Below are 21770 nucleotides of genomic sequence, written 5' to 3' on the forward strand. Positions count from 1 at the left end.
TCATGACCAGCGCGATGGTGCTGTGCCGCTTTCTGCATTTCACCGTGGTGCTGATGCTGTTCGGAGCCTGGGTGTTCAGGCCTGTGCTTTTAGGCCGTGACACGGCGCTGGATCAGCCGCTGGCGCAAGTGACCCGATTGCTCGCGGCGGTGGCGCTGGTCACTGGCGTCTGCTGGTTGCTGCTAATCACCGCCAGCATGGCGGGGACCTGGGACGCGGCATTCGATCCGTCGACCCTGCAGCTGGTCCTGGGCAATACGTTTTTCGGTCAGGTCTGGCGCTGGCATCTGCTGTTCAATGTTCTGTTGGTGGCGCTGCTGCTGACGCCTTTGCGCTCCAGCAATCCCCTGCGGATCGGCCTCGCGAGCCTGCTGTTGACGACCCTCGCCCCGGTTGGTCACGGCGCCATGCTCGATGGCCTTCAAGGCCAATTGCTGATCCTCAATCAAATCATTCACCTGACCTGCGTCGGCGCCTGGCTGGGCGGGTTGATGCTGTTGGTGATGATCTTGCGGCAACCGGCAGGCCATACCGCTCGCGCAATACTGCTGCGTTTTAGTGGAGTCGGTTATGCCTTGGTCGCCGGATTGCTGGTGAGCGGTTTGATCAACGTACGCGTCCTCACCGGGCAGTTCTGGCCGACGCCGTTGCTGTCCGGGTTTGCGTTGATTCTGCTTATCAAGGTTGCGTTGGTGGCGATGATGCTGGGGTTGGCGTTGTTCAATCGGTTGCGGATCAAGGAGTGTGAGCAACGCCTGGCGACGCTGAAAACCAGCGTGATTGTGGAATGGTTGTTGGGGATGGCTGCGGTTGCGACGGTTTCCCTGCTGGGCACCATGCCTCCGATGATCGTGAGCTGAAACCGATACTTCGGCAAAGACAAACTCAGGCTCTAGCCAGCATGTACAGCGCGACGATCAGACAAACACTGGCGAACCCAACCTGCAGTGCCCGCGCCGGCACCCTGGCGCAAATCTGTCGGCCAATGATCATACCAACGATGCTGGCGATGATGAACGCCACACCCAATGCGTCAATCCTGACCCCGGCATGAAACGCTCCGATCACCCCGATGGCCGATATCAGGCTGATCACCATCAACGAAGTGGCAACGATGCCACGCATCTGCACATCGGTCAGTTGCTTGAAAGCCGGGACGATCAGAAAGCCGCCGCCCACCCCAAGCAGACCAGAGACAACGCCGGTGACCGCACCCAGTGCCGCGAGGGTCGCGGTGCATTTGGCGGTCCAGGAAAATCGCCCGGTCTGCTGATCGAGCATGCAGTTTTTCTGGCCCCAGTTGGCGTGGCCGTGGTCGCTCGGCCCTTCTTCTTGCTGGCGTTCACGACGCAACATCCGCCAGGCCACCATGACCATCAGCAGACTGAACAGGATCATCAGGATTTTTTCCGGCAACTGATGGGCGAAGTAGATGCCGACCGGCGAAAAAACCGCCCCAAGCAGCGCGATCAGCAACGCTGCGCGATACCGCACCAGACCATGGCGCAAACCATCAATGGCCCCGACCGCTGCCGCACTGCCCACCGCAAACAACGCCACCGGCGCGGCCTGGGTCATGGTCAAACCCAGCCCCAAGACCAGAGCCGGCACCGCAAGAATGCCGCCACCTGCCCCGGTCAATCCAAGGACCAGGCCCATCACCACCCCAAAAAAACTTGCCAACAACATAAAACGCTCGTGATCCGCGAAAAAAAGCCGGGAACGCCCGGTATCGATGACTGACAGGATAGAGCCCGTGCGGATTTTTTCCTTCATCAATTAACGCAGGGCTGGTCAGCACAGGGAAAATGAAACTACCCTCATGGCTTGTCCTGAATGAAAACGGCCACCATGCCTGCCTTGATTGAAGCTTTTCTAGACCCTGCCTCGTCGACCTACAGCTATGTGATCTACGAAGGAAATGGCGGTCAATGCGCCATCGTCGACCCGGTCCTCGACTACGACCACGCCGCTGGGCGCACCGCTACCACCCAAGCCGATAAAATCATCGCCTTCGTTCGCGACCATCAGCTGCACGTGCAATGGCTGCTGGAAACCCACGCCCATGCCGATCACCTGTCCGCCGCACCGTATCTGCGTCGGGAGCTGGGTGGCAAAATCGCCATCGGCCAGTCGATCAGCAAGGTTCAGGGCGTGTTCAAGACCCTGTTCAACCTTGAGCCGGAGTTTCGCAGTGATGGTTCACAGTTCGACCATCTGTTCGCGCCGGACGAGTCGTTCATGATCGGCAACCTCAAGGCCACGGCCCTGCATGTGCCCGGCCACACGCCGGCAGACATGGCTTATTTGATCGACGGTGATGTGATCCTGGCGGGCGATACCTTGTTCATGCCGGACGTGGGCACCGCCCGTTGCGACTTCCCCGGCGGCAACGCCAACCAGATGTTCGCCTCGATTCACAAACTGCTGGCCTTCCCCGCCACCGTTCGGCTCTACGTCTGCCACGACTACCCGCCCGAAGGCCGCGAATCCCAATGCATGACCACGGTGGGCGAGCAGCGTCAAAGCAACATCCACGTTCATGACGGCATCGATGAAGCGGCGTTCGTCGCCATGCGCACCCAACGCGATGCCGGGTTGGGCATGCCGACGCTGTTGCTGCCGGCGATTCAGGTGAATGTGCGGGCGGGGAATTTGCCACCGGCGGAAGATAATGGCGTGACTTACCTGAAAATCCCCCTGAATAAACTCTGACGCTTGATCGTTCTCACTCGTGGGAACGATCATCAAAACTTGAACTTCCCACCTCCGTAGCAGCTGTCGAGCAGCGCGAGGCTGCGTCTGCGGTGTGCCTGAAGGAACCCGGTTGCAGGATTTGCGACGGCTTCGCCGCCGAACGCTGCCTCGCGGTGCTCGACAGCTGCTACAGGGGACTTGTGTTTAGTTGTTGAGGGTCAGGCCGTTGGCCGGCAATGGCAGTGCGGTTTTGTAGCGCACTTGCTTGAGCGCAAAGCTTGAGCGGATGTTCGCCACGCCGGGGACTTTGGTGAGGAAGTCCATCATGAAGCGCTCCAGCGACTGAATGGTCGGCACCAGCACCCGGATCAAATAGTCCGGGTCCCCCGCCATCAAATAGCACTCCATCACTTCCGGGCGATCCGAAATCGCTTCCTCGAAATGCTGCAACGCCTCTTCCACCTGTTTCTCCAGGCTCACATGAATGAACACATTCACGTGCAGCCCCAGCAGGTCGGCGTCCAGCAGGGTCACTTGCTCGCGAATCAGCCCCAGTTCCTCCATCGCCTTGACCCGGTTGAAGCATGGCGTCGGCGACAGGTTGACCGAGCGTGCGAGGTCAGCGTTGGTGATGCGCGCGTTCTCCTGAAGGCTGTTCAAAATGCCGATATCGGTACGGTCCAGTTTGCGCATGAGACAAAACCACCTGTTTTTTATGTTTATGCAGATTTTTTATCCTCAAATGATCTCCAGCGCAATGAAACAGAGATAAATATTCTTCTGCGCCGGGCCTATGATGTTTGTAGGACAAGATTTCCATAACACGTGGAATGACGGTCAGCTCACTACAAGAAATTCACAAGATCGAGCGTAGAAGCCATGAACCAAGCGTACGAACCGCTGCAACTGCACGTTCCCGAACCATCGGGCCGTCCTGGCTGCAAAACCGACTTCTCCTACCTGCGTCTGACCGACGCTGGCACGGTGCGCAAACCCCCAATCGACGTTGAACCGGCCGACACCGCCGATCTGGCCAAGGGCCTGATTCGCGTGCTCGACGACCAGGGCAATGCCCTCGGTCCATGGGCTGAAGGCGTACCCGCCGAGATCCTGCGTAAAGGCATGCGCGCCATGCTCAAGACGCGGATCTATGACAACCGCATGGTGGTCGCCCAGCGTCAGAAGAAAATGTCGTTCTACATGCAGAGCCTTGGCGAAGAAGCCATCGGCAGCGGCCAGGCCCTGGCGTTGAACGTCGATGACATGTGCTTCCCGACGTACCGCCAACAAAGCATTCTGATGGCGCGAGACGTGCCGCTGGTGGACCTGATCTGCCAACTGCTGTCCAACGAGCGTGATCCGCTCAAGGGCCGTCAGCTGCCGATCATGTACTCGGTCAAAGACTTCGGCTTCTTCACTATTTCCGGCAACCTCGCCACCCAATTCGTACAGGGTGTGGGCTGGGGCATGGCGTCGGCGATCAAGGGCGACACCAAAATCGCCTCGGCGTGGATCGGCGACGGTGCCACCGCTGAATCCGACTTCCACACCGCCCTCACCTTCGCCCACGTTTACCGTGCGCCCGTGATCCTCAACGTGGTCAACAACCAGTGGGCGATCTCGACGTTCCAGGCGATTGCCGGGGGTGAAGCCACTACGTTCGCCGGTCGTGGCGTCGGTTGCGGTATTGCCTCCCTTCGGGTCGACGGCAACGATTTCGTCGCGGTCTACGCGGCCTCTGCCTGGGCCGCCGAACGCGCCCGCCGCAACCTCGGCCCGACCATGATCGAATGGGTCACCTACCGCGCCGGCCCGCACTCCACGTCTGATGATCCGTCCAAATACCGTCCTGCCGACGACTGGAGCTACTTCCCGTTGGGCGACCCGATTGCGCGCCTGAAACAGCACCTGATCAAGATCGGTCAGTGGTCTGAAGAAGAACACGTCGCCGTCAGCGCCGAACTGGAAGCCGAAGTGATTGCCGCGCAAAAAGAAGCCGAGCAGTACGGCACCCTCGCCGGTGGCCAGATTCCGAGCGCCGCGACCATGTTCGAAGACGTCTATAAAGAGATGCCGGAGCACTTGAAGCGCCAGCGTCAAGAGTTGGGGATCTGACATGAACGATCACAACAACAATATTCAGCCGGAAACCGCCATGACCACGACCACCATGACCATGATCCAGGCCCTGCGCTCGGCCATGGATGTGATGCTTGAGCGTGACAACAATGTCGTGGTGTTTGGCCAGGACGTCGGCTACTTCGGCGGCGTGTTCCGCTGCACCGAAGGCTTGCAGAACAAATACGGCACCTCCCGCGTGTTCGATGCACCGATCTCCGAAAGCGGCATCGTCGGCGTCGCCGTGGGCATGGGTGCCTACGGTCTGCGTCCGGTGGCCGAGATTCAGTTCGCCGATTACGTGTACCCGGCGTCGGACCAGATCATTTCCGAAGCCGCGCGCCTGCGTTATCGCTCGGCCGGCGAGTTCACCGCGCCGATGACCCTGCGCATGCCTTGCGGCGGCGGCATCTACGGCGGCCAGACCCACAGTCAAAGTATCGAAGCGATGTTCACCCAGGTCTGCGGCCTGCGCACGGTCATGCCGTCCAACCCGTACGACGCCAAAGGCCTGCTGATCGCCTCCATCGAAAACGATGACCCGGTGATCTTCCTCGAGCCAAAACGCCTGTACAACGGCCCGTTCGATGGCCACCACGACCGTCCGGTAACCCCTTGGTCGAAACACCCGGCTGCACAAGTCCCGGACGGTTACTACACCGTGCCGCTGGACGTTGCCGCCATCGCCCGTCCGGGCAAAGAAGTGACCATCCTGACCTACGGCACCACCGTTTACGTGTCGCAAGTCGCCGCGGAAGAAACCGGCATTGATGCTGAAGTCATCGACCTGCGCAGCCTGTGGCCGCTGGACCTTGAGACCATCGTCAAGTCGGTGAAAAAAACCGGCCGCTGCGTGATCGTTCACGAAGCGACCCGCACGTGTGGCTTCGGCGCCGAACTGGTCGCCCTGGTGCAAGAGCATTGCTTCCATCACCTGGAAGCGCCGATCGAACGCGTCACCGGTTGGGACACTCCCTACCCACACGCGCAAGAGTGGGCGTATTTCCCTGGTCCGTCCCGAGTGGGCGCGGCTTTGAAACGGGTCATGGAGGTCTGAATGGGCACGCACGTTATTAAGATGCCGGACATTGGTGAAGGCATTGCAGAAGTTGAATTGTCGGTGTGGCACGTCAAGGTCGGCGACATGGTCGTCGAAGATCAGGTGCTGGCCGATGTGATGACCGACAAGGCGATGGTCGACATCCCTTCGCCGGTGCATGGCAAGGTGATTGCGCTGGGCGGTGTGCCGGGCGAGGTCATGGCAGTTGGCAGCATCCTGATCAGCATCGAAGTCGAAGGTGCGGGCAACGTTAAAGAGTCTGCTCAGCCTGCACCTGTTAAAGAAGCGCCGGTTGCAGCCCCTAAAGCTGAAGCCGTGGTGGCAAGCAAGCCGGTCGCGGCTGCAGCGCCACGAGCGGCCGTTTGCCAAGGCCCGATGGTGGCTCGCGAAGCCGACGAACGCCCGCTGGCCTCCCCGGCCGTGCGCAAACATGCGCTGGACCTCGGCATCCAGTTGCGCCTGGTCCGTGGCACCGGCCCTGCCGGTCGCGTGCTGCACGAAGACCTCGACGCTTATCTGGCCCAGGGTCAGCAACCGCAATCGACCGTGGCCGCCGCTTACGCCCAGCGTAACGACGAAGAGCAAATCCCGGTGATCGGCATGCGCCGCAAGATCGCCCAGCGCATGCAGGACGCCACGCAACGCGCCGCGCATTTCAGTTATGTCGAAGAAATCGACGTGACTGCCGTGGAAGAACTGCGCGCGCACCTGAACGAAAAACACGGTGCGACCCGTGGCAAGCTGACCTTGCTGCCATTCCTGGTCCGCGCCCTGGTCGTCGCCCTGCGCGACTTCCCGCAGATCAACGCCCGTTACGACGACGAAGCCCAGGTCATCACTCGCCTAGGTGCTGTCCACGTGGGCATCGCTACGCAAGCCGACATCGGCTTGATGGTCCCGGTGGTGCGTCACGCCGAAGCCCGCAGCTTGTGGGACAACGCTCAGGAAATCTCCCGTTTGGCCACTGCCGCGCGTAATGGCAAGGCCAACCGCGATGAGCTGTCCGGCTCGAGCATCACCCTGACCAGCCTTGGCGCGTTGGGCGGCATCGTCAGCACGCCGGTGTTGAACCTGCCGGAAGTGGCGATCGTCGGCGTCAACAAAATCGTCGAACGCCCGATGGTCGTCAAAGGCCAGATCGTGATTCGCAAGATGATGAACCTCTCCAGCTCCTTCGATCACCGTGTGGTCGATGGCATGGACGCGGCGCAATTCATCCAGGCCGTTCGCGGCTTGCTCGAACAACCCGCCACCCTGTTTGTGGAGTAAGGCATGCAATCTCTCAATACCACGCTGCTGATCATCGGTGGCGGCCCTGGCGGTTATGTGACGGCGATTCGTGCCGGCCAACTGGGCATCTCGACCATTCTGGTGGAAGGCGAATCACTGGGCGGTACGTGCCTGAACATCGGCTGCATTCCGTCGAAGGCATTGATTCACGTCGCCGAACAGTTCCACCAGACGCAACACCACAGCCAACACTCAGCCCTGGGCATTAGCGTGTCCGCGCCTACCCTCGACATCAACAAGAGCGTCGAGTGGAAGGATGGCATTGTCGATCGCCTGACCACCGGCGTCGCGGCCCTGCTGAAAAAGAACAAAATCCAGGTCATTCAAGGCTGGGCCAAAGTCATCGACGGCAAAACCGTTGACGTTGGCGACACGCGGATCCAGTGCGAGCACCTGGTGCTGGCGACCGGTTCGAAAAGCGTGAACCTGCCGATGCTGCCGATTGGCGGGCCGATCATCTCCTCCACCGAAGCCCTGGCGCCGACGTCCGTGCCAAAACGGCTGGTCGTGGTCGGTGGCGGTTACATCGGTCTGGAGCTGGGGATTGCCTATCGCAAACTGGGCGCTGACGTGAGCGTGGTCGAGGCGCAGGATCGCATTCTGCCGGCCTACGATGCCGAACTGACCCAGCCGGTACACGACGAACTGAAAAAACTCGGCGTGAAGCTTTACTTGAAGCACAGCGTCCAAGGCTTTGATTCTGCTGGCAATACACTGCAAGTTCTTGAGCCGGGTGGCGATACCCTGAACCTGGAAACGGATCAGGTGCTGGTGGCCGTCGGTCGCAAGCCGAACACCCAAGGCTGGAATCTTGAAGCGCTGAACCTGGACATGAACGGCTCGGCGATCAAGATCGACAATCGCTGCCAGACCAGCATGCGCAACGTGTACGCCATCGGCGACCTGAGCGGCGAACCGATGCTCGCGCACCGGGCCATGGCTCAGGGCGAAATGGTTGCCGAACTGATCAGCGGCAAGTCCCGCGAGTTCAACCCGACCGCTATCGCTGCCGTGTGCTTTACCGACCCGGAACTGGTGGTCGTCGGCCAGACCCCGGACGACGCCAAGGCTGCGGGCCTGGACTGCATCGTTTCCAGCTTCCCGTTCGCGGCCAACGGCCGGGCGATGACGCTGGAATCCAAAAGCGGCTTCGTGCGCGTCGTGGCACGGCGTGACAATCATGTGATTGTCGGCTGGCAAGCGGTGGGTGTGGGCGTTTCGGAGTTGTCGACGGCGTTCGGCCAGAGCCTGGAAATGGGCGCGCGGCTGGAAGACATTGCCGGCACCATCCATGCGCATCCGACGCTCGGCGAGGCGGTGCAAGAAGCGGCTTTGCGTGCGTTGGGGCATGCGCTGCACCTCTAAAACCACACGCAAAACCCTGTAGCAGCTGACGAGCACCGCGAGGCAGCGTCCGGCGACGAAGTCGTCGCAAAACCTGCCAGCGCATGCTTACAGGCATACCGAGACTGCCGGAATACGACGGCTACGCCGCCGAACGCTGCCTCGCGGTGCTCGACAGCTGCTACATCGGGTTGCGTCGATGGTCGCAGAGATCGAATTGCGGGCTGCGAATTGGGCCCGGAATGAAGTATTGTTGTCCCCATCCAGAAAAACGTCAGAAGCCTTGAACCGTTTCGGCGGTTGTTAAGTGATAGAGGGTGTCATGGGTAACGAAAGCATCAATTGGGACAAGTTGGGTTTTGACTACATCAAGACAGACAAGCGCTATCTGTCGCACTGGCGTAATGGCGAGTGGGACACAGGCACCCTGACCGAAGACAACGTGCTGCACATCAGCGAAGGCTCCACTGCCCTTCACTATGGCCAGCAATGCTTCGAGGGCCTGAAGGCCTATCGTTGCAAGGACGGTTCGATCAATCTGTTCCGCCCGGATCAGAACGCATTGCGCATGCAACGCAGCTGTGCACGCCTGCTGATGCCGTTCGTGGAAACCGAGCAGTTCATCGAAGCCTGCAAAGAAGTGGTTCGTGCCAACGAGCGTTTCATCCCGCCTTACGGCACCGGCGGCGCGCTGTACCTGCGTCCGTTCGTGATCGGCGTGGGTGACAACATCGGCGTGCGTACCGCACCTGAGTTCATCTTCTCGATCTTCGCCATTCCGGTCGGCGCCTACTTCAAGGGTGGCCTGACCCCGCACAACTTCCTGATCTCCAGCTACGACCGCGCCGCCCCACAAGGCACCGGTGCAGCCAAGGTTGGTGGCAACTACGCGGCCAGCCTGATGCCAGGTTCCCAGGCCAAGAAGGCGCATTACGCCGACTGCATCTACCTGGACCCGATGACCCACACCAAAATCGAAGAAGTCGGCTCGGCCAACTTCTTCGGGATCACCCACGACAACAAGTTCATCACGCCGAACTCGCCGTCGGTACTGCCGGGCATCACCCGTCTGTCGCTGATCGAGCTGGCCAAATCGCGTCTGGGCCTGGAAGTGGTTGAAGGTGACGTGTTCATCGACAAGCTGTCCGACTTCAAGGAAGCCGGCGCTTGCGGTACTGCTGCCGTGATCACCCCGATCGGCGGCATCAGCTACAACGACCACCTGCACGTGTTCCACAGCGAAACCGAAGTCGGCCCGGTCACCCAGAAGCTCTACAAAGAGCTGACCGGTGTACAGACTGGCGACATCGAAGCGCCAGCGGGCTGGATCGTCAAGGTTTGATCTGACCCCTGCTGCATCGAAGCCCTCCATCGCTATGGCGATGGGGGGCTTTTTTATGAGCGATGATCGGCGTCTGCCCGCGCAATACGTTTACCGCCCCTGCCCTTGATTCCGCTCGCCTGGCCATCTTGCTGCTTACCCGTGCGTGCCTGGGTGATCAGCCCCGGAATCAGCGCCCCCTCAGGCAGATTTTTCCAGAAGCGGGCTGGCAAATGCCCCTGCATGACTTTCGGGTTCAGGCGCGCCGGATTGAAGATGTGGCTGTAATAGGTCAACCACATGTCGCTATGCGGGTCGTCGACGTTTTGTGCCAGATGCTGCCATTCAATCGGGCACCGGCGTTGGTGGATCAACTGCTCGCCATCGTAGTAAACCCCATCCCTGGGCGTGGCAATCAACCAGCGATGCCGGCCCATGCGCCCGACAAAATGTTCACTGGCACTGTGCAGGATGTCGTGGGCCGGTTCATGCCAGGCGACGTACTCTGGCCCCTTGCCTTCAGGCATCGCCACAAAGCGTACAAATGCATGTAAATGATGAGCTTCACGCTGTACCTGTTTGATTCTTCTATGAAATTCACTGCCGAGTTTGTCCCCCGCCAGCATCGCGGTGTGGTCACCATGACTGACCCGCCACAGCACTTCGTATAACAGGCTCCAGCGTTGATCACCGCGATAACGGGCAGCGCGCTCAAGGGTGTCCAGCAGCGTTCGCGGTATCCGAGCCTGAAATGGCCCTTGGGTTTGGGGGGGCGCATCGTCACTGGCGAACAGATCGGGCACGCCTTCATTGGCCCAACTCACCCGGCTTGGGTCCACCTCATGACTGAGCAGCCAGCGTGCCTGCTGGCGCCAGGTGTCGAACAGGTCGTCGCAATCCAGACTGATCATCCCCATAACCCCATTTGTTGCGGCTGTGGCCGGTCGCGCAATTGCTGATACAGCAAATGACTGGTGACCTCGGCCTGCTGCGGGTGGTAGTCGCTGGTAATGAAGAACGGCTTGGCCTTGGCCAACACACAGCGCATTCGGGCCAGATCTTCGTAGCGAATGCGTCGCTGACGGCGCAGCTCCACCAGCCGCTCGGTGGTGCGCAGGCCGATGCCGGGAATGCGCGCGATCAACGCTGCATCGGCGCGATTGAGGTCCAGCGGGAACACCTCGCGATTCTCCAGCGCCCACGCCAACTTCGGGTCTATATCCAGCGCCAGGTGCCCGGGCCCCTTAAAGAGCTCGCCAGCGGTGAAGCCATAACTGCGCAACAGGAAGTCCGCCTGATACAAGCGGTGTTCACGCATCAGCGGCGGCGCGGCCAGCGGCACGCTTTTCGGGCTGTTGGGGATCGGGCTGAACGCCGAGTAATAGACCCGACGCAAACTGAAGTTGCCGTACAGCGCCTGGGCACTGTGCAGAATGGTGCTGTCATCGGTGTCATCGGCACCGACGATCATTTGCGTGCTCTGCCCGGCCGGGGCAAATTTCGGTGCGCGGGGTTCATTGAGTACGGTTTGTACGCCGGTATAGATGGTCTTCATCGCTTGCTTGATCGAGCCCAGCTGTTTCTCCGGGGCCAGGGTTTGCAGGCTGGCGTCGGTGGGCAGTTCAATGTTCACGCTCAAGCGATCGGCATAGCGCCCCGCTTCCTCGATCAGCGCCGGGTCGGCTTCGGGAATGGTCTTGAGGTGGATGTAACCGCGGAACTCGTGGTCTTCGCGCAGCAATTTGGCCACGCGGATCAGTTGCTCCATGGTGTAGTCCGCCGAGCGAATGATCCCGGAACTGAGAAACAACCCGCTGACGCAGTTGCGCCGGTAGAAATCCATGGTCAGCGTCACCACTTCTTCCGGCGTGAAGCGTGCGCGTGGCACGTCGCTGGAACGTCGATTGACGCAATACTGGCAGTCGTACAGACAGAAATTGGTCAGCAGCACCTTCAGCAAAGAAACACAGCGCCCGTCCGGTGTGTAGCTGTGGCAAATGCCCATGCCGTCGGTCGAGCCCAGGCCGCTCTTGCCCTCGGAACTACGCTTCGGCGCACCACTGCTGGCGCAAGACGCGTCGTACTTGGCGGCGTCGGCGAGAATGCTGAGTTTGTCGATGAGTTCCATGGGGGCACGCCTATTACTGTGTGGATATACAGTATAGGGTCGACCTCCAAGGCACAAGCCATCAACGAACCCTTGGTCGGGTCAGATCACATCATGCGCGGGCAGAGTTTGGCGCTGTGCCCGGACAGGCTGCACATCTGGCAGCGTCAGGTCGAACCGTGCGCCAAGTTCCTTGCGCCCCAATGCCGTCAACGCCAGCGCCCGGCTGTCCAGATCCTGGGTCACCCATTTGCGCTTGATCGCCGCTTGCAACAACGCCGCCCCCAGCGAACCACCCAAATGTGGCCGACGCATGCTCCAGTCCAGGCACGGGCAAGCAAAGCGGCGGCGCAAGGTGTTCAGGTCGTTGACCTCGATGCCCAGCCCTTGCATCAACGCCTCGCCGCTGTCGCTCAGGCGATAAACCTGCTCGTCGGTTTCCAGCAACCAGCCTTTTTCCAGCATCCGGTCATGCAACAGCACCGCCAGCGTCCCGGCCATGTGGTCGTAACAGGTGCGGGCGAATTGCAGGCGATCCGGCGTTCGCGAATTGAAGGTCGGCGCGGAGTTCTGGCCGATCACCATCAACGCTTCCAGTGCCTGGGCCACGCGTTTGTCCGCAAGGCTGTAATAGCGATGGCGGCCCTGCACGTGCAAACGCAGCAGCGCCAAGTCCTTGAGCTTGGCCAGGTGCGCGCTAGCGGTGGAGGCACTGACTTCGGCAATCGCCGCGAGCTCGGTGCTGGTGCGGGCGTGGCCGTCCATCAGCGAACAGAGGATTTTCGTCCGGGCCGGTTCCGCGATGGCCGCGGCCACTTGAGAGACGCCGATGTCGTGGTGTTCAACGTTCATATTTCGCTCCCGGACGAATCAAGGCCCTTTCGAACTGGAGATAGTAGCAACACTTTCCCCACCACGAACAAGGCTGCGACCCATGGACCCGATCATCGCTGCGACTCATGCTGACCCCTATCCCTATTACGCCCAACTGCGCGCCGAGGGTGGGCTGGTGTTTCATCAAGGACTGAACCTGTGGGTGGCGAGTAGCGCCCGAGCCGTTGCGGCGGTGCTGGCGCATCCGGATTGTCACGTTCGGCCGGCTGCTGAGCCTGTGCCCAAAGCGATTGTCGGCGGGCTGGCCGGCAAGGTGTTTGGGCAATTGATGCGCATGAATGAGGGTGAACGTCAGCGTTGCCCGAGGTCGGCGATTCAGCCGGGGTTGGCGCTGATTGATGAGAACGAAGTCAATGCACTGGTGGCCGCGCGGTTGATCACGCCGGATACCGATGGGTTGTACAACGCCATGTTTCGCGGGCCGGTTTGCGTGGTGGCGGCGTTGTTGGGGTTCTCGCCGGCTCAGGGCCGGGCGATCAGTGAGCTGACGGCGGATTTCGTGGCGTGCCTGTCGCCGCTGAGTGATCAGGCACAACTGAAGATTTCTCATGCAGCGGCGGAACAGTTGAGGGGTTACTTTGTTGAGCTATTGGATGATCTGGACAACAAAAGCGCGCTGCTCGCCGGGATTCGGTCACGCTTCGCCGGCGACACTGAAACGCTGATTGCCAATCTGATCGGGCTGTTCTCCCAGACGTATGAAGCCACCGCCGGGTTGATTGGAAACGCGATAGTGGCGTTGATTCGAAACCGGGCATTACTGCGTGATTCGACGCGCGTTGACGACTTGATTGCAGAAGTTCAACGCTTCGACCCGTCGGTGCAGAACACCCGCCGGTTTGTCGTGGCACCCTGCGAAATCGAAGGAGTAAACCTCAATTCAGGCGATGTAATTCTGGTGCTGCTAGCTTCGGCCAATCGGGACCCGCACCTCAATGACAGTCCCGACGCCTTTACTCTGGATCGCCCGCATCGGCGCAGTTTTACGTTTGGCGCCGGGCGACATCAATGTCCGGGACAAATGCTGGCGTTGGGGATTGCCAGTGCCACGTTGAGCGAGATTCTGGCGCCTCAACCTGCGCTGGATCGATTGGCGTGGAAGTACCGGCCTTCACTGAACGGGCGTATTCCGGTCTTTAACGACTTGCCGTAACACCGCGTCATCGTTCATCGCGGGCAAGCCCGCTCCCACAGGATTCTTTGTCGTTCACAACTATTGTGTTCACTGGAGATCCTCTGTGGGAGCGGGCTTGCCCGCGATGACGACCTAACACCGCCACATCATCTGAATCCGCAAATCTGCCCTGTCACCCCAGTCGATCCGCTACAAAGTCGACAAAGGCTTGCAACTTGGGCAGCGATTTCCGGGAGCGCGGATAAACCATCTGCACCGGCTTGGGCGGCGGAACATAAGCATCCATGATCCGAACCAGTTCCCCTTTGGCCAACGCCGCCGACACCAGAAAGTCAGGCTGCATCAAAATCCCCTCTCCGGCCACCGCAGCCTGCAGCAGCACCTGACCATCATTGCTCTTCAACACCGCGCTCTCAGGCCAGGGCACTTCACTGGCGCCGTTTCTCAGCGGCCAGGCAAACCGGTTGTTCCAGGAGGTATGGGTGAGAATCCTATGTCGGTGCAGGTCTTCGGGGCACTGGGGCTCCTGCCATTTCTCCAGATACCGCGGTGAGGCGCAGATCACCATCCGATACGGCGGCAACGGCGTGGCCAGCAGATTCACGCCGATCAGTTCGGAAATCCTGAACGCCAGATCGAAGGACGTTTCGTACAAGTCCACCACTTCATTGTTCAGAATCAGCTCGACCTGGATCTGCGGATAATGCTGCATGAATTCGGCCACCAAAGGCCCGACCAGGGAAACGCCGAGACTCATCGGCGCGGTGATTCGCAGCAGGCCGCTGGGCTCAGGGCTGGACGCTTCCACCCGACTGAAGGCGTACTTCACTTGTTCCAGCGCCAGTTTGGCTTCTTCGTAAAACAAGCGCCCCTCGCCCGTGATGGATTGCCGCCGGGTGGTGCGCTGAATCAGCTGAGTATTGAGGGTTTTCTCCAGGCTCTGAATATGCCGCCCGACCATGACCGCCGACATGCCGACTGCGTTGGCCGCATCGGCGAAGCTGCCCGCCTCGACAACCGCGACGAAGACTTCCATTTGCCTGAGTTTTCTCATCACCCTGCCTTGCATTCGATACATCAGGTTAAAGGAGTAATAACCGGCGATGCGTTTATCACCCGGGACTTTGTCCCTAGAGTCACTTTAATAAAGTGCATAACGAGGCGCCATTGATGCAAACCCTACTGGACACGTCACTGAGTTCTTTTGCACGGGCAGATCTGCTGCAAGGTCCCACGCCGATTCAACGGGCCGAACGCCTGGAACAGCTGCTGGGTTTGAAGGCACAGGGCATCGGCCTGTTTCTCAAGCGCGATGATCACATGTTGATCGGTGGTGGCGGCAACAAACTGCGCAAACTCGAATTCCACCTTGGCGCGGCGCTCGCGGCCGGGGTCGACACGATCATTACCATCGGCGGCCTCCAGTCCAACCATGCGCGCCTGACCGCCGCCGTGTGTGCCCGTCTGGACCTTGCCTGCGAATTGATCCTGACCCGGTCGTTGCCCAAATCCGAAGTGGACTACGAGCTGAACGGAAACGTCCTGCTCGATCAGTTGTTCGGCGCTGAAATACGGGTGCTTGCAGGGGGGAGCGATTCACTGGCCGAGGCCGAGAAACGGGCCGCTCAACTTCGGGAAGCCGGTCGCAAAGTGTTGGTGATACCGACCGGGGGCTCAACGCCGCTGGGCAGCCTCGGTTATGCGCGCTGTGCAGCGGAGATTGCGCAGCAGGAAACGGAGCTGGGCATCAACTTTAAGCAGGTTGTAGTGCCCAATGGCAGTGCTGGCACCCACGCCGGGCTCGCCGCAGGGTTTCAATTGCTGGGTCGGGGGACGTCGATCGTCAAGTCGTATTCGGTCTTGTCTGATCAGGAAACGTCAGCGGACAGAACCGTACGATTGACTCAGGACGCGCTGGCGTTGCTGGGTAGTGACGCGGTCGTTCAGGCTTCAGAGATAGTCATTGATGGCAGTCAGCTGGGCGACGGATACGGTCTGCCGACGACCGCCATGCTGGACGCGGTGCGCCTGATGGCTCGGGCTGAAGGCTTGTTGATTGATCCGGTGTATTCCGGAAAGGCTTTCGCCGGGTTGTTGAGTGATATCAGGCAAGGGCGCTTTCAGCGCGGGGACAATGTCCTGTTTGTGATGACGGGCGGAACGCCAGGATTGTATGCGTATCGGGAGACGTTTCAGATCTGAACACACGTCATAGCGGGGTGTTTTGCCGCTTGATCACTACATCATTTGTAACTGTCGCAAGAGGCTACGTTACCTTGCGCCTTTGCCTACAACTGCGCCAGAATCCGCCGGCTTGTGCGCCTTGGGGCTCGTCGGTAACTTGGTTCCTGTCACTGCTCATCAGTGATCGGGTCTGCAAGCCCGACGGAACTATTCGCATAGCGTTGCCAAAAGGACACTTTTTTGTGTCCGCTTTGATGGCGGCTTTGCGCGGGAGACTTTCGGGTCTGCCGGGTTCCTGGTTCCCCGGTCTTGCAGACCCGCGCATAGCTGCCACCCCATCATCTGCAAGTGATGTTGGCAGCTCCTAATGGACCAAGGAGCATCATGATGATTAAAGAAACACCAAATCCCCCTGAATCAGAAACCGATACAGACCCGGCCTCCCCCTACGAATCCCTCGATTCAAAAAAACTCCACGAAGCCGCCGAGCGCGCCCTCGATCACTACCTCAACCCCGCGGCCCTGAAAGAAGCCAAAACCCCGCGCAAACCCAGCACCATGTTCATGGTCGCCCCCGACATGGACAGCGAAAGCCTGCTGGCCAATGCTTGCGAATCCATGGCCTCCGCCAGCGTGATGCTCAGCGACTTCGCCGACCTTCTGGAAGGTCCGCATCGCAACAAGGCGCTGGGGATTGCGCAGGTCGTCATGCTGGGCGAACTGGCGGTAAACCGGGCGCTGGATAACATCGATCCGAAAGGCTAGCGGGAATCGGTTTATTGACCGCCGAGCAAACACAACAAACCGCTAAAGCGCTCAATGTGCAGCTACCGACTGACCTGGACCTCTTCATAGGACTGCGGGAATAGTGGGGAAAACTGTTTAACTGCGGCGAGGGGCTTGCTCCCTCGCCGCATGTGCCATCTCAACCCACGCGCCAATCAATCATCCCGCGTCAGCACTTCCAGCAATTCAATCTCAAAGATCAGACATTCTGGGAGCAAAAAAGTGAGTCTTATCTACCACGATCCGTCGATTAGCCATGACGAAGCAGTCCGTCTCTTTGATAGCGGCTCAGAAAAGAACATTGTCACCGCGCTGATTTCCATCGGATTAAATGAGAAAGACAGTGCCTGGGCTCAGACTATTTGCCTGAAACATCTCGAGAGTGGCACTCAGTCGGTGGCCGCGGCAGCAATCACCGCACTTGGCCACGTAGCCCGCAGACTCGGAGAGCTTGAAATGCATGCTGTGATGCCTGCCCTTGATTTCGTAAAAAGAAAATTTCCTGCACTTGAAGCTACAGTTGCTGACACGGTCGACGATATTGAAATGTTCACCTGACTCGCTAAATCAAAACCAGAAATCACCCTCCCAACACATAGAAACCCCACCATTTCTTCTAACAGAGATGGCGGGGTTCGCCATTCCAGTTCACACCCAACAAATCATTCATCCCGCGTCAGCACTTCCAGCAATTCAATCTCAAAAATCAGGTTCGAATTCGGCGTGATCTTGCCCATCGTCCGCTCGCCATAAGCCAAATGCGCCGGCACCAGCAACTTGCGCTTGCCGCCCACCTGCATGCCCATAATCCCCTGATCCCAACCCTTGATCACCCTCCCCGTGCCGATCACACACTGGAAAGGTTTGCCACGGCTGTAGGAAGAATCGAATTCGGTGCCGTCCTCGAGCCAGCCGCGGTACTGGGTGGTGATCAGCGCGCCTTTGACGGCGGCTTTGCCGTCGCCGATTTCAAGATCGATTACCTGCAATTCATCATTCATCACGTTCACTCTATTGTTCTCTCACCCGACAGGGCCCAATGGGCGCCGTTTTCCCAGAAATGTGCGCCATTGGCAACTCATTCGGTACGGTTTTCAGAATTAACGTCAACTAAGATAAGCAACACCAAGGCACTCGGGTCAATACGACACGATGGCACTGCGCTCAACCGGTTGCCCGTAAGGAATGCCGTTGAAGCTATGGCTGCAGCAGCGGCAGAAAGTGGCCATGTTCTCGGCAGTCAACTCAGGCGCGACTATGGCGAGCAAGCCTTGATCATCGACGAACAAGCCGCTGAAGTAGCTGGCCTCATCTGTCCTGACGAAATCCTGCTGCTCACTTTCATGTAAAGCAACTATCCAGAAAACCGGCTCAGGTCGATCAAGCCGAGCGACCGCCTCACTGAAAACTTCGTCCCAACGCTCACCGACTCTGGACAGTAAAAACTTGTATAGCGGCGTGTAATCGTACCCATACCGACGGGTTCCATGCATCGAACCGCGCAGTGCATCGCTGCTCATTTCCGCTTTTGTATGGCGTTGATGGCGGTATTCACCCGTGTGATCGTTGTGCCGAACACCCCACGTGCGAGTATTGACCTTACGGTAGAGAGGTTTCTTTCCCAACGAATAACTCCTGACATCCAGTCAACAAAGTCGCCGCCGATCTTTACCGGAGCAGCGGACGATTTCAATCAGCCTTCCATGGCTAATTGTTGCTGGCGGCCTAACGCTCTATCGGCGTGATATCCACAATCGTCCCGTTGGTCACCATCACCATCATGTACTTGTCATTGATCTGCACCCACTGCGCCTGTTCCTTTGGCTCTTTCAGGCCTTTTGCTTTCCAGTCGCCCAGGGCTTTTTCGCTGCGCTGGTAAATGTCCGGGGCGCGGTCACCGACCACCAGTTGGCGGGCGTTGTTGACTCCGGGCTGGACGGTTTTTGCGGGGGGATCATCCGCCTGAACGATGGGGCTGATACCGGCGAGGCCTGCGACGAGGGCAAGGCTGGCGATAAGGGTCTTGTTGTTCATCGATGAACCTCCAGTAAATTCGTGACACCTGAACTCCGACTGCGCCCGTGTGGAATCATTCCTTACTGTTGCGATGATTCTGCCGCGGACTGTACGGGGAACCGGGCATTCGCCGGGCGTACGCTTGGCAAAAACCAACAGGATTAGCCATGCACATCGCCATTCTGACCTTCGACGGCTTCAACGAACTCGACTCCCTGATCGCCTTCGGCATGCTTAGCCGGGTTTCCCTGCTGGGTGACAAGGACTGGCGCGTGAGCATTGCCTCGCCGACGCCGCGCGTCACGTCGATGAACGGTTTGACCATCGATTCGCACATCGATCTGGCGCAAGCCTGTCAGGCTGACGCAGTGTTGGTGGGCAGCGGCAGGAAGACCCGTGAAGTGGCCGCCGACCCGGCGATCATGGATCAGCTGCGCTTCGACTCAGGCCGTCAGTTACTGGCGGCGCAATGTTCCGGCACTTTTCTGTTGGCCAAGCTCGGACTGCTCGGTGATGCACCGGCCTGCACCGACGCCATCAGCAAGCCGTGGGTGCAGGCGGCTGGCGTCAATGTCGTGAATCAGGCGTTCTATGCCAACGGCAATATCGCCACGGCGGGGGGGTGTCTGTCGGCGCAGTATTTGGCGGTGTGGTTGCTGGCTCGGCTCAAGAGCACTGAAGCGGCGCGGGAGGCGTTGCACAATTTCGCGCCGGTGGGTGAGAAGGAAGAGTATGTGGCTCGGGGGATGGCGCATATTGAGGGGTTTATCTGAATGACTGGTTGCCCATTCGGACGCCATCGCGAGCAGGCTCGCGATGGCGGTCTATCAGTCAACATCAATTCATGTTCAAGGCTGACGCCTGAAGCCCCACCCTTTATCCTTGGCACTCCGCCGTACCGAGCTCTGGAGTAAGCCATGCCCCATGAAGGCAACCTGTTGCAAGCCGCTGTCGTTTTTCTGTTCGCGGCGGTGCTCACCGTGCCCTTGGCCAAACGCCTGCAGCTGGGGGCGGTGCTGGGTTATCTGTTTGCCGGCGTGATCATCGGGCCGTCAGTGCTGGGCTTGATCGGCAATCCGCAAAGCGTCAGCCACATCTCCGAGCTCGGCGTGGTGTTGCTGCTGTTTATCATCGGCCTGGAATTGTCGCCGCGTCGCTTGTGGGTGATGCGCAAATCGGTGTTTGGCGTCGGTCTGGCGCAGGTGTTGCTGACCGGTTCGGTGATCGGCGTGCTGGCGCTGTTTGTCTTCGGCCAGTCGCTGAACAGCGCCATCGTGCTCGGCCTTGGCTTGGCGTTGTCGTCCACCGCGTTTGGCCTGCAAAGCCTGGCCGAGCGCAAGGAGCTGACCAGCCCTCACGGGCGACTGGCGTTTGCGATTCTGCTGTTCCAGGACATCGCCGCGATCCCGTTGATCGCCATGGTGCCGCTGCTGGCGGGCGGCGACCACACGACCACGGCGGCCGAGGATTTGAATCACGGCTTGCGGGTGATGGGCAGCATTGCGGTGGTGGTGATCGGCGGACGGTATCTGCTGCGCCCGGTGTTTCGCGTGGTGGCCAAGACCGGTTTGCCCGAGGTGTCCACTGCCACCGCATTGCTGGTGGTGATCGGCACGGCGTGGCTGATGGACCTGGTCGGCGTGTCGATGGCACTCGGGGCGTTCCTCGCCGGGTTGCTGCTGGCGGACTCTGAATACCGCCATGAACTGGAAGCGCAGATCGAGCCGTTCAAGGGCCTGTTGCTGGGGCTGTTCTTCATCAGCGTCGGTATGGGCGCCAACCTGAGCCTGCTGCTCAGCGCGCCGATCGCGGTGTTGGGGCTGACCTTGCTGCTGATCGCAATCAAACTGCCGCTGTTGTTTGTGGTCGGCCGATTGGCCGGCGGGTTGGGCAAAGTCAATGCAATTCGACTCGGCATCGTGTTGGCGGCCGGTGGCGAATTTGCGTTTGTAGTGTTCAAGATTGGTCGCGACCAGGGTTTGTTCGAGCCGCGTCTGTACGACTTGCTGGTGCTGACCATCACCTTGTCCATGGCGGTCACGCCGCTGTTGCTGCTGCTGTGCGCACGCCTGTATTCGCCGAAGGTGCAGCCTGTGGTGGTGCCGGAAAAATTCCGCGACATCGACACCGACGCACCGCGCGTGGTGATCGCCGGCATGGGCCGGATGGGACAGATCGTGGCGCGGATTCTGCGGGCGCAGAACATCAAGTTCGTCGCGCTGGACACTTCGGTGGAAACCATCGAGCTGTCCCGCAGCTTCGGCGGCGTGCCGGTGTTCTACGGCGACCCGATGCGCCCGGAAATCCTCAGCGCGGCCAAGGTCGAGCAGGCGGAATACTTTGTCATCGCCACGGATGATCCGGACACCAACATCAAGACCGCCGAAGTGGTGCACAAGCTCTATCCGCACATCAAAATCATCGCCCGGGCACGTAACCGTCAGCATGTGCACCGATTGGTGGACCTTGGCGCCGAGGCGATTCGGGAGACCTATTATTCAAGTCTGGAAATGAGCCGTCGCACGCTGGTCGGGCTGGGGCTGACCCACGCGCAGGCCGATGCGCGGATCAAGCGCTTCAAGCATCACGATGAACAGGTGCTGGAGGCTCAGCATGCGGTTTATGACGATGCGGCGAAGGTGCTGCAGACCGCCCAGGAAGCCCGGGGGGAATTGGCGCGGTTGTTTGAGGCGGATCAGATGGAGGAGCGGGAGGCGGGTAAGGTTTGAGGCTTGTGGTGTCAGTTATGACGCCTTCGCGGGCAAGCCTCGCTCCTACAGGTCCAGTGCCCTGTAGGAGCGAGGCTTGCCCGCGAAGA

At 59.6% G+C, this 21770-nt stretch carries 23 protein-coding genes; 14 read left to right on the top strand and 9 right to left on the bottom strand.

Annotated features, from left to right (window positions below; genetic code table 11):
* Positions 1-2: 2 nt before the first annotated feature.
* The gene (gene copD / locus ACYZT6_RS14295) at positions 3-860 is read left to right on the top strand and encodes a copper homeostasis membrane protein CopD (protein WP_462027452.1); all 858 of its coding nucleotides are present in this window, start codon (positions 3-5) and stop codon (positions 858-860) included.
* 25 nt (positions 861-885) lie between these two features.
* On the opposite strand, the gene ACYZT6_RS14300 is transcribed toward copD, so the two are convergent.
* Positions 886-1689, bottom strand: a complete 804-nt coding sequence (locus tag ACYZT6_RS14300; protein WP_462027453.1) for a sulfite exporter TauE/SafE family protein — start codon at positions 1687-1689, stop codon at positions 886-888.
* Positions 1690-1851: 162 nt separating this feature from the next.
* On the opposite strand from ACYZT6_RS14300, the gene ACYZT6_RS14305 reads away from it, so the two are divergent.
* Complete coding sequence (locus tag ACYZT6_RS14305; RefSeq protein ID WP_462027454.1) at positions 1852-2715, top strand: MBL fold metallo-hydrolase; 864 nt, start codon at positions 1852-1854, stop codon at positions 2713-2715.
* Between the two features lie 186 nt (positions 2716-2901).
* Here the strand turns inward: ACYZT6_RS14305 and bkdR are convergent, their stop codons facing one another.
* On the bottom strand, positions 2902-3390 hold the full coding sequence (bkdR, locus tag ACYZT6_RS14310; RefSeq protein WP_008005367.1) for a Bkd operon transcriptional regulator BkdR: 489 nt from the start codon (positions 3388-3390) through the stop codon (positions 2902-2904).
* A gap of 186 nt (positions 3391-3576) precedes the next feature.
* On the opposite strand from bkdR, the gene ACYZT6_RS14315 reads away from it, so the two are divergent.
* The 5 genes from ACYZT6_RS14315 (at position 3577) to ACYZT6_RS14335 (ending at position 9851) form a co-directional block, all read left to right on the top strand.
* Positions 3577-4812: a thiamine pyrophosphate-dependent enzyme gene (locus tag ACYZT6_RS14315; RefSeq protein WP_461954435.1), complete on the top strand. Its 1236-nt coding sequence runs from the start codon at positions 3577-3579 to the stop codon at positions 4810-4812.
* A 1-nt stretch (position 4813) separates the two neighbouring features.
* A complete protein-coding gene (locus ACYZT6_RS14320) occupies positions 4814-5872 on the top strand; it encodes an alpha-ketoacid dehydrogenase subunit beta (RefSeq protein WP_462027455.1) in 1059 nt (352 codons plus the stop codon).
* The gene (locus tag ACYZT6_RS14325; protein ID WP_462027456.1) at positions 5873-7144 is read left to right on the top strand and encodes a dihydrolipoamide acetyltransferase family protein; all 1272 of its coding nucleotides are present in this window, start codon (positions 5873-5875) and stop codon (positions 7142-7144) included.
* Positions 7145-7147: 3 nt separating this feature from the next.
* Positions 7148-8530 carry a dihydrolipoyl dehydrogenase gene (gene lpdA, locus ACYZT6_RS14330; protein ID WP_462027457.1) on the top strand — a complete coding sequence of 461 codons (1383 nt, stop codon included), beginning with the start codon at positions 7148-7150 and terminating at the stop codon, positions 8528-8530.
* A 301-nt stretch (positions 8531-8831) separates the two neighbouring features.
* Complete coding sequence (locus ACYZT6_RS14335; protein ID WP_462027458.1) at positions 8832-9851, top strand: branched-chain amino acid aminotransferase; 1020 nt, start codon at positions 8832-8834, stop codon at positions 9849-9851.
* A gap of 53 nt (positions 9852-9904) precedes the next feature.
* On the opposite strand, the gene ACYZT6_RS14340 is transcribed toward ACYZT6_RS14335, so the two are convergent.
* From ACYZT6_RS14340 to ACYZT6_RS14350, 3 genes are all read right to left on the bottom strand, one after another.
* Positions 9905-10741, bottom strand: coding sequence for a TIGR03915 family putative DNA repair protein (locus ACYZT6_RS14340; protein ID WP_462027459.1), 837 nt, complete (start codon positions 10739-10741; stop codon positions 9905-9907).
* Entirely contained in the window at positions 10738-11958 is a 1221-nt protein-coding gene (locus ACYZT6_RS14345; RefSeq protein WP_131062763.1) for a putative DNA modification/repair radical SAM protein, read from the bottom strand. Before ACYZT6_RS14345 ends, ACYZT6_RS14340 begins: the two co-directional genes overlap by 4 nt.
* An 81-nt stretch (positions 11959-12039) precedes the next feature.
* Positions 12040-12789, bottom strand: a complete 750-nt coding sequence (locus ACYZT6_RS14350) for an ArsR/SmtB family transcription factor (protein WP_462027460.1) — start codon at positions 12787-12789, stop codon at positions 12040-12042.
* Positions 12790-12871: 82 nt separating this feature from the next.
* On the opposite strand from ACYZT6_RS14350, the gene ACYZT6_RS14355 reads away from it, so the two are divergent.
* On the top strand, positions 12872-13984 hold the full coding sequence (locus ACYZT6_RS14355; protein WP_462027461.1) for a cytochrome P450: 1113 nt from the start codon (positions 12872-12874) through the stop codon (positions 13982-13984).
* Positions 13985-14138: 154 nt separating this feature from the next.
* On the opposite strand, the gene ACYZT6_RS14360 is transcribed toward ACYZT6_RS14355, so the two are convergent.
* On the bottom strand, positions 14139-15020 hold the full coding sequence (locus ACYZT6_RS14360) for a LysR family transcriptional regulator (protein ID WP_462027462.1): 882 nt from the start codon (positions 15018-15020) through the stop codon (positions 14139-14141).
* Between the two features lie 116 nt (positions 15021-15136).
* Between ACYZT6_RS14360 and ACYZT6_RS14365 the strand changes: the two genes are divergently transcribed.
* From ACYZT6_RS14365 to ACYZT6_RS14380, 4 genes are all read left to right on the top strand, one after another.
* A complete protein-coding gene (locus ACYZT6_RS14365; protein ID WP_462027463.1) occupies positions 15137-16168 on the top strand; it encodes a D-cysteine desulfhydrase family protein in 1032 nt (343 codons plus the stop codon).
* A 369-nt stretch (positions 16169-16537) separates the two neighbouring features.
* Positions 16538-16915, top strand: a complete 378-nt coding sequence (locus tag ACYZT6_RS14370; RefSeq protein ID WP_462029952.1) for a DUF6124 family protein — start codon at positions 16538-16540, stop codon at positions 16913-16915.
* Between the two features lie 14 nt (positions 16916-16929).
* Entirely contained in the window at positions 16930-17019 is a 90-nt protein-coding gene (locus ACYZT6_RS14375) for a hypothetical protein (protein WP_462027464.1), read from the top strand.
* A gap of 139 nt (positions 17020-17158) precedes the next feature.
* Positions 17159-17494 carry a hypothetical protein gene (locus ACYZT6_RS14380; protein WP_462027465.1) on the top strand — a complete coding sequence of 112 codons (336 nt, stop codon included), beginning with the start codon at positions 17159-17161 and terminating at the stop codon, positions 17492-17494.
* 104 nt (positions 17495-17598) lie between these two features.
* Here ACYZT6_RS14380 and ACYZT6_RS14385 read toward each other — a convergent pair whose 3' ends face one another.
* From ACYZT6_RS14385 to ACYZT6_RS14395, 3 genes are all read right to left on the bottom strand, one after another.
* A complete protein-coding gene (locus tag ACYZT6_RS14385) occupies positions 17599-17937 on the bottom strand; it encodes an FKBP-type peptidyl-prolyl cis-trans isomerase (protein ID WP_462027466.1) in 339 nt (112 codons plus the stop codon).
* Positions 17938-18075: 138 nt separating this feature from the next.
* Positions 18076-18561, bottom strand: a complete 486-nt coding sequence (locus tag ACYZT6_RS14390) for a hypothetical protein (RefSeq protein ID WP_462027467.1) — start codon at positions 18559-18561, stop codon at positions 18076-18078.
* 100 nt (positions 18562-18661) lie between these two features.
* Complete coding sequence (locus ACYZT6_RS14395) at positions 18662-18970, bottom strand: RcnB family protein (protein ID WP_462027468.1); 309 nt, start codon at positions 18968-18970, stop codon at positions 18662-18664.
* A gap of 149 nt (positions 18971-19119) precedes the next feature.
* Between ACYZT6_RS14395 and ACYZT6_RS14400 the strand changes: the two genes are divergently transcribed.
* Positions 19120-19725: a DJ-1/PfpI family protein gene (locus ACYZT6_RS14400; RefSeq protein WP_462027469.1), complete on the top strand. Its 606-nt coding sequence runs from the start codon at positions 19120-19122 to the stop codon at positions 19723-19725.
* Positions 19726-19869: 144 nt separating this feature from the next.
* A complete protein-coding gene (locus ACYZT6_RS14405; RefSeq protein ID WP_462027470.1) occupies positions 19870-21681 on the top strand; it encodes a monovalent cation:proton antiporter-2 (CPA2) family protein in 1812 nt (603 codons plus the stop codon).
* Positions 21682-21770 lie beyond the last annotated feature (89 nt).

The organism is Pseudomonas sp. RT6P73, from assembly GCF_054897715.1.

Bases quoted from the DNA above. Each gene is read 5' to 3' on its own strand.
- copD (WP_462027452.1), top strand. From the start codon at position 3: ATGACCAGCGCGATGGTGCTGTGCCGCTTTCTGCATTTCACCGTGGTG.
- ACYZT6_RS14300 (WP_462027453.1), bottom strand. From the start codon at position 1,689: ATGTTGTTGGCAAGTTTTTTTGGGGTGGTGATGGGCCTGGTCCTTGGA.
- ACYZT6_RS14305 (WP_462027454.1), top strand. From the start codon at position 1,852: ATGCCTGCCTTGATTGAAGCTTTTCTAGACCCTGCCTCGTCGACCTAC.
- bkdR (WP_008005367.1), bottom strand. From the start codon at position 3,390: ATGCGCAAACTGGACCGTACCGATATCGGCATTTTGAACAGCCTTCAG.
- ACYZT6_RS14315 (WP_461954435.1), top strand. From the start codon at position 3,577: ATGAACCAAGCGTACGAACCGCTGCAACTGCACGTTCCCGAACCATCG.
- ACYZT6_RS14320 (WP_462027455.1), top strand. From the start codon at position 4,814: ATGAACGATCACAACAACAATATTCAGCCGGAAACCGCCATGACCACG.
- ACYZT6_RS14325 (WP_462027456.1), top strand. From the start codon at position 5,873: ATGGGCACGCACGTTATTAAGATGCCGGACATTGGTGAAGGCATTGCA.
- lpdA (WP_462027457.1), top strand. From the start codon at position 7,148: ATGCAATCTCTCAATACCACGCTGCTGATCATCGGTGGCGGCCCTGGC.
- ACYZT6_RS14335 (WP_462027458.1), top strand. From the start codon at position 8,832: ATGGGTAACGAAAGCATCAATTGGGACAAGTTGGGTTTTGACTACATC.
- ACYZT6_RS14340 (WP_462027459.1), bottom strand. From the start codon at position 10,741: ATGATCAGTCTGGATTGCGACGACCTGTTCGACACCTGGCGCCAGCAG.
- ACYZT6_RS14345 (WP_131062763.1), bottom strand. From the start codon at position 11,958: ATGGAACTCATCGACAAACTCAGCATTCTCGCCGACGCCGCCAAGTAC.
- ACYZT6_RS14350 (WP_462027460.1), bottom strand. From the start codon at position 12,789: ATGAACGTTGAACACCACGACATCGGCGTCTCTCAAGTGGCCGCGGCC.
- ACYZT6_RS14355 (WP_462027461.1), top strand. From the start codon at position 12,872: ATGGACCCGATCATCGCTGCGACTCATGCTGACCCCTATCCCTATTAC.
- ACYZT6_RS14360 (WP_462027462.1), bottom strand. From the start codon at position 15,020: ATGAGAAAACTCAGGCAAATGGAAGTCTTCGTCGCGGTTGTCGAGGCG.
- ACYZT6_RS14365 (WP_462027463.1), top strand. From the start codon at position 15,137: ATGCAAACCCTACTGGACACGTCACTGAGTTCTTTTGCACGGGCAGAT.
- ACYZT6_RS14370 (WP_462029952.1), top strand. From the start codon at position 16,538: ATGATTAAAGAAACACCAAATCCCCCTGAATCAGAAACCGATACAGAC.
- ACYZT6_RS14385 (WP_462027466.1), bottom strand. From the start codon at position 17,937: ATGAATGATGAATTGCAGGTAATCGATCTTGAAATCGGCGACGGCAAA.
- ACYZT6_RS14395 (WP_462027468.1), bottom strand. From the start codon at position 18,970: ATGAACAACAAGACCCTTATCGCCAGCCTTGCCCTCGTCGCAGGCCTC.
- ACYZT6_RS14400 (WP_462027469.1), top strand. From the start codon at position 19,120: ATGCACATCGCCATTCTGACCTTCGACGGCTTCAACGAACTCGACTCC.
- ACYZT6_RS14405 (WP_462027470.1), top strand. From the start codon at position 19,870: ATGCCCCATGAAGGCAACCTGTTGCAAGCCGCTGTCGTTTTTCTGTTC.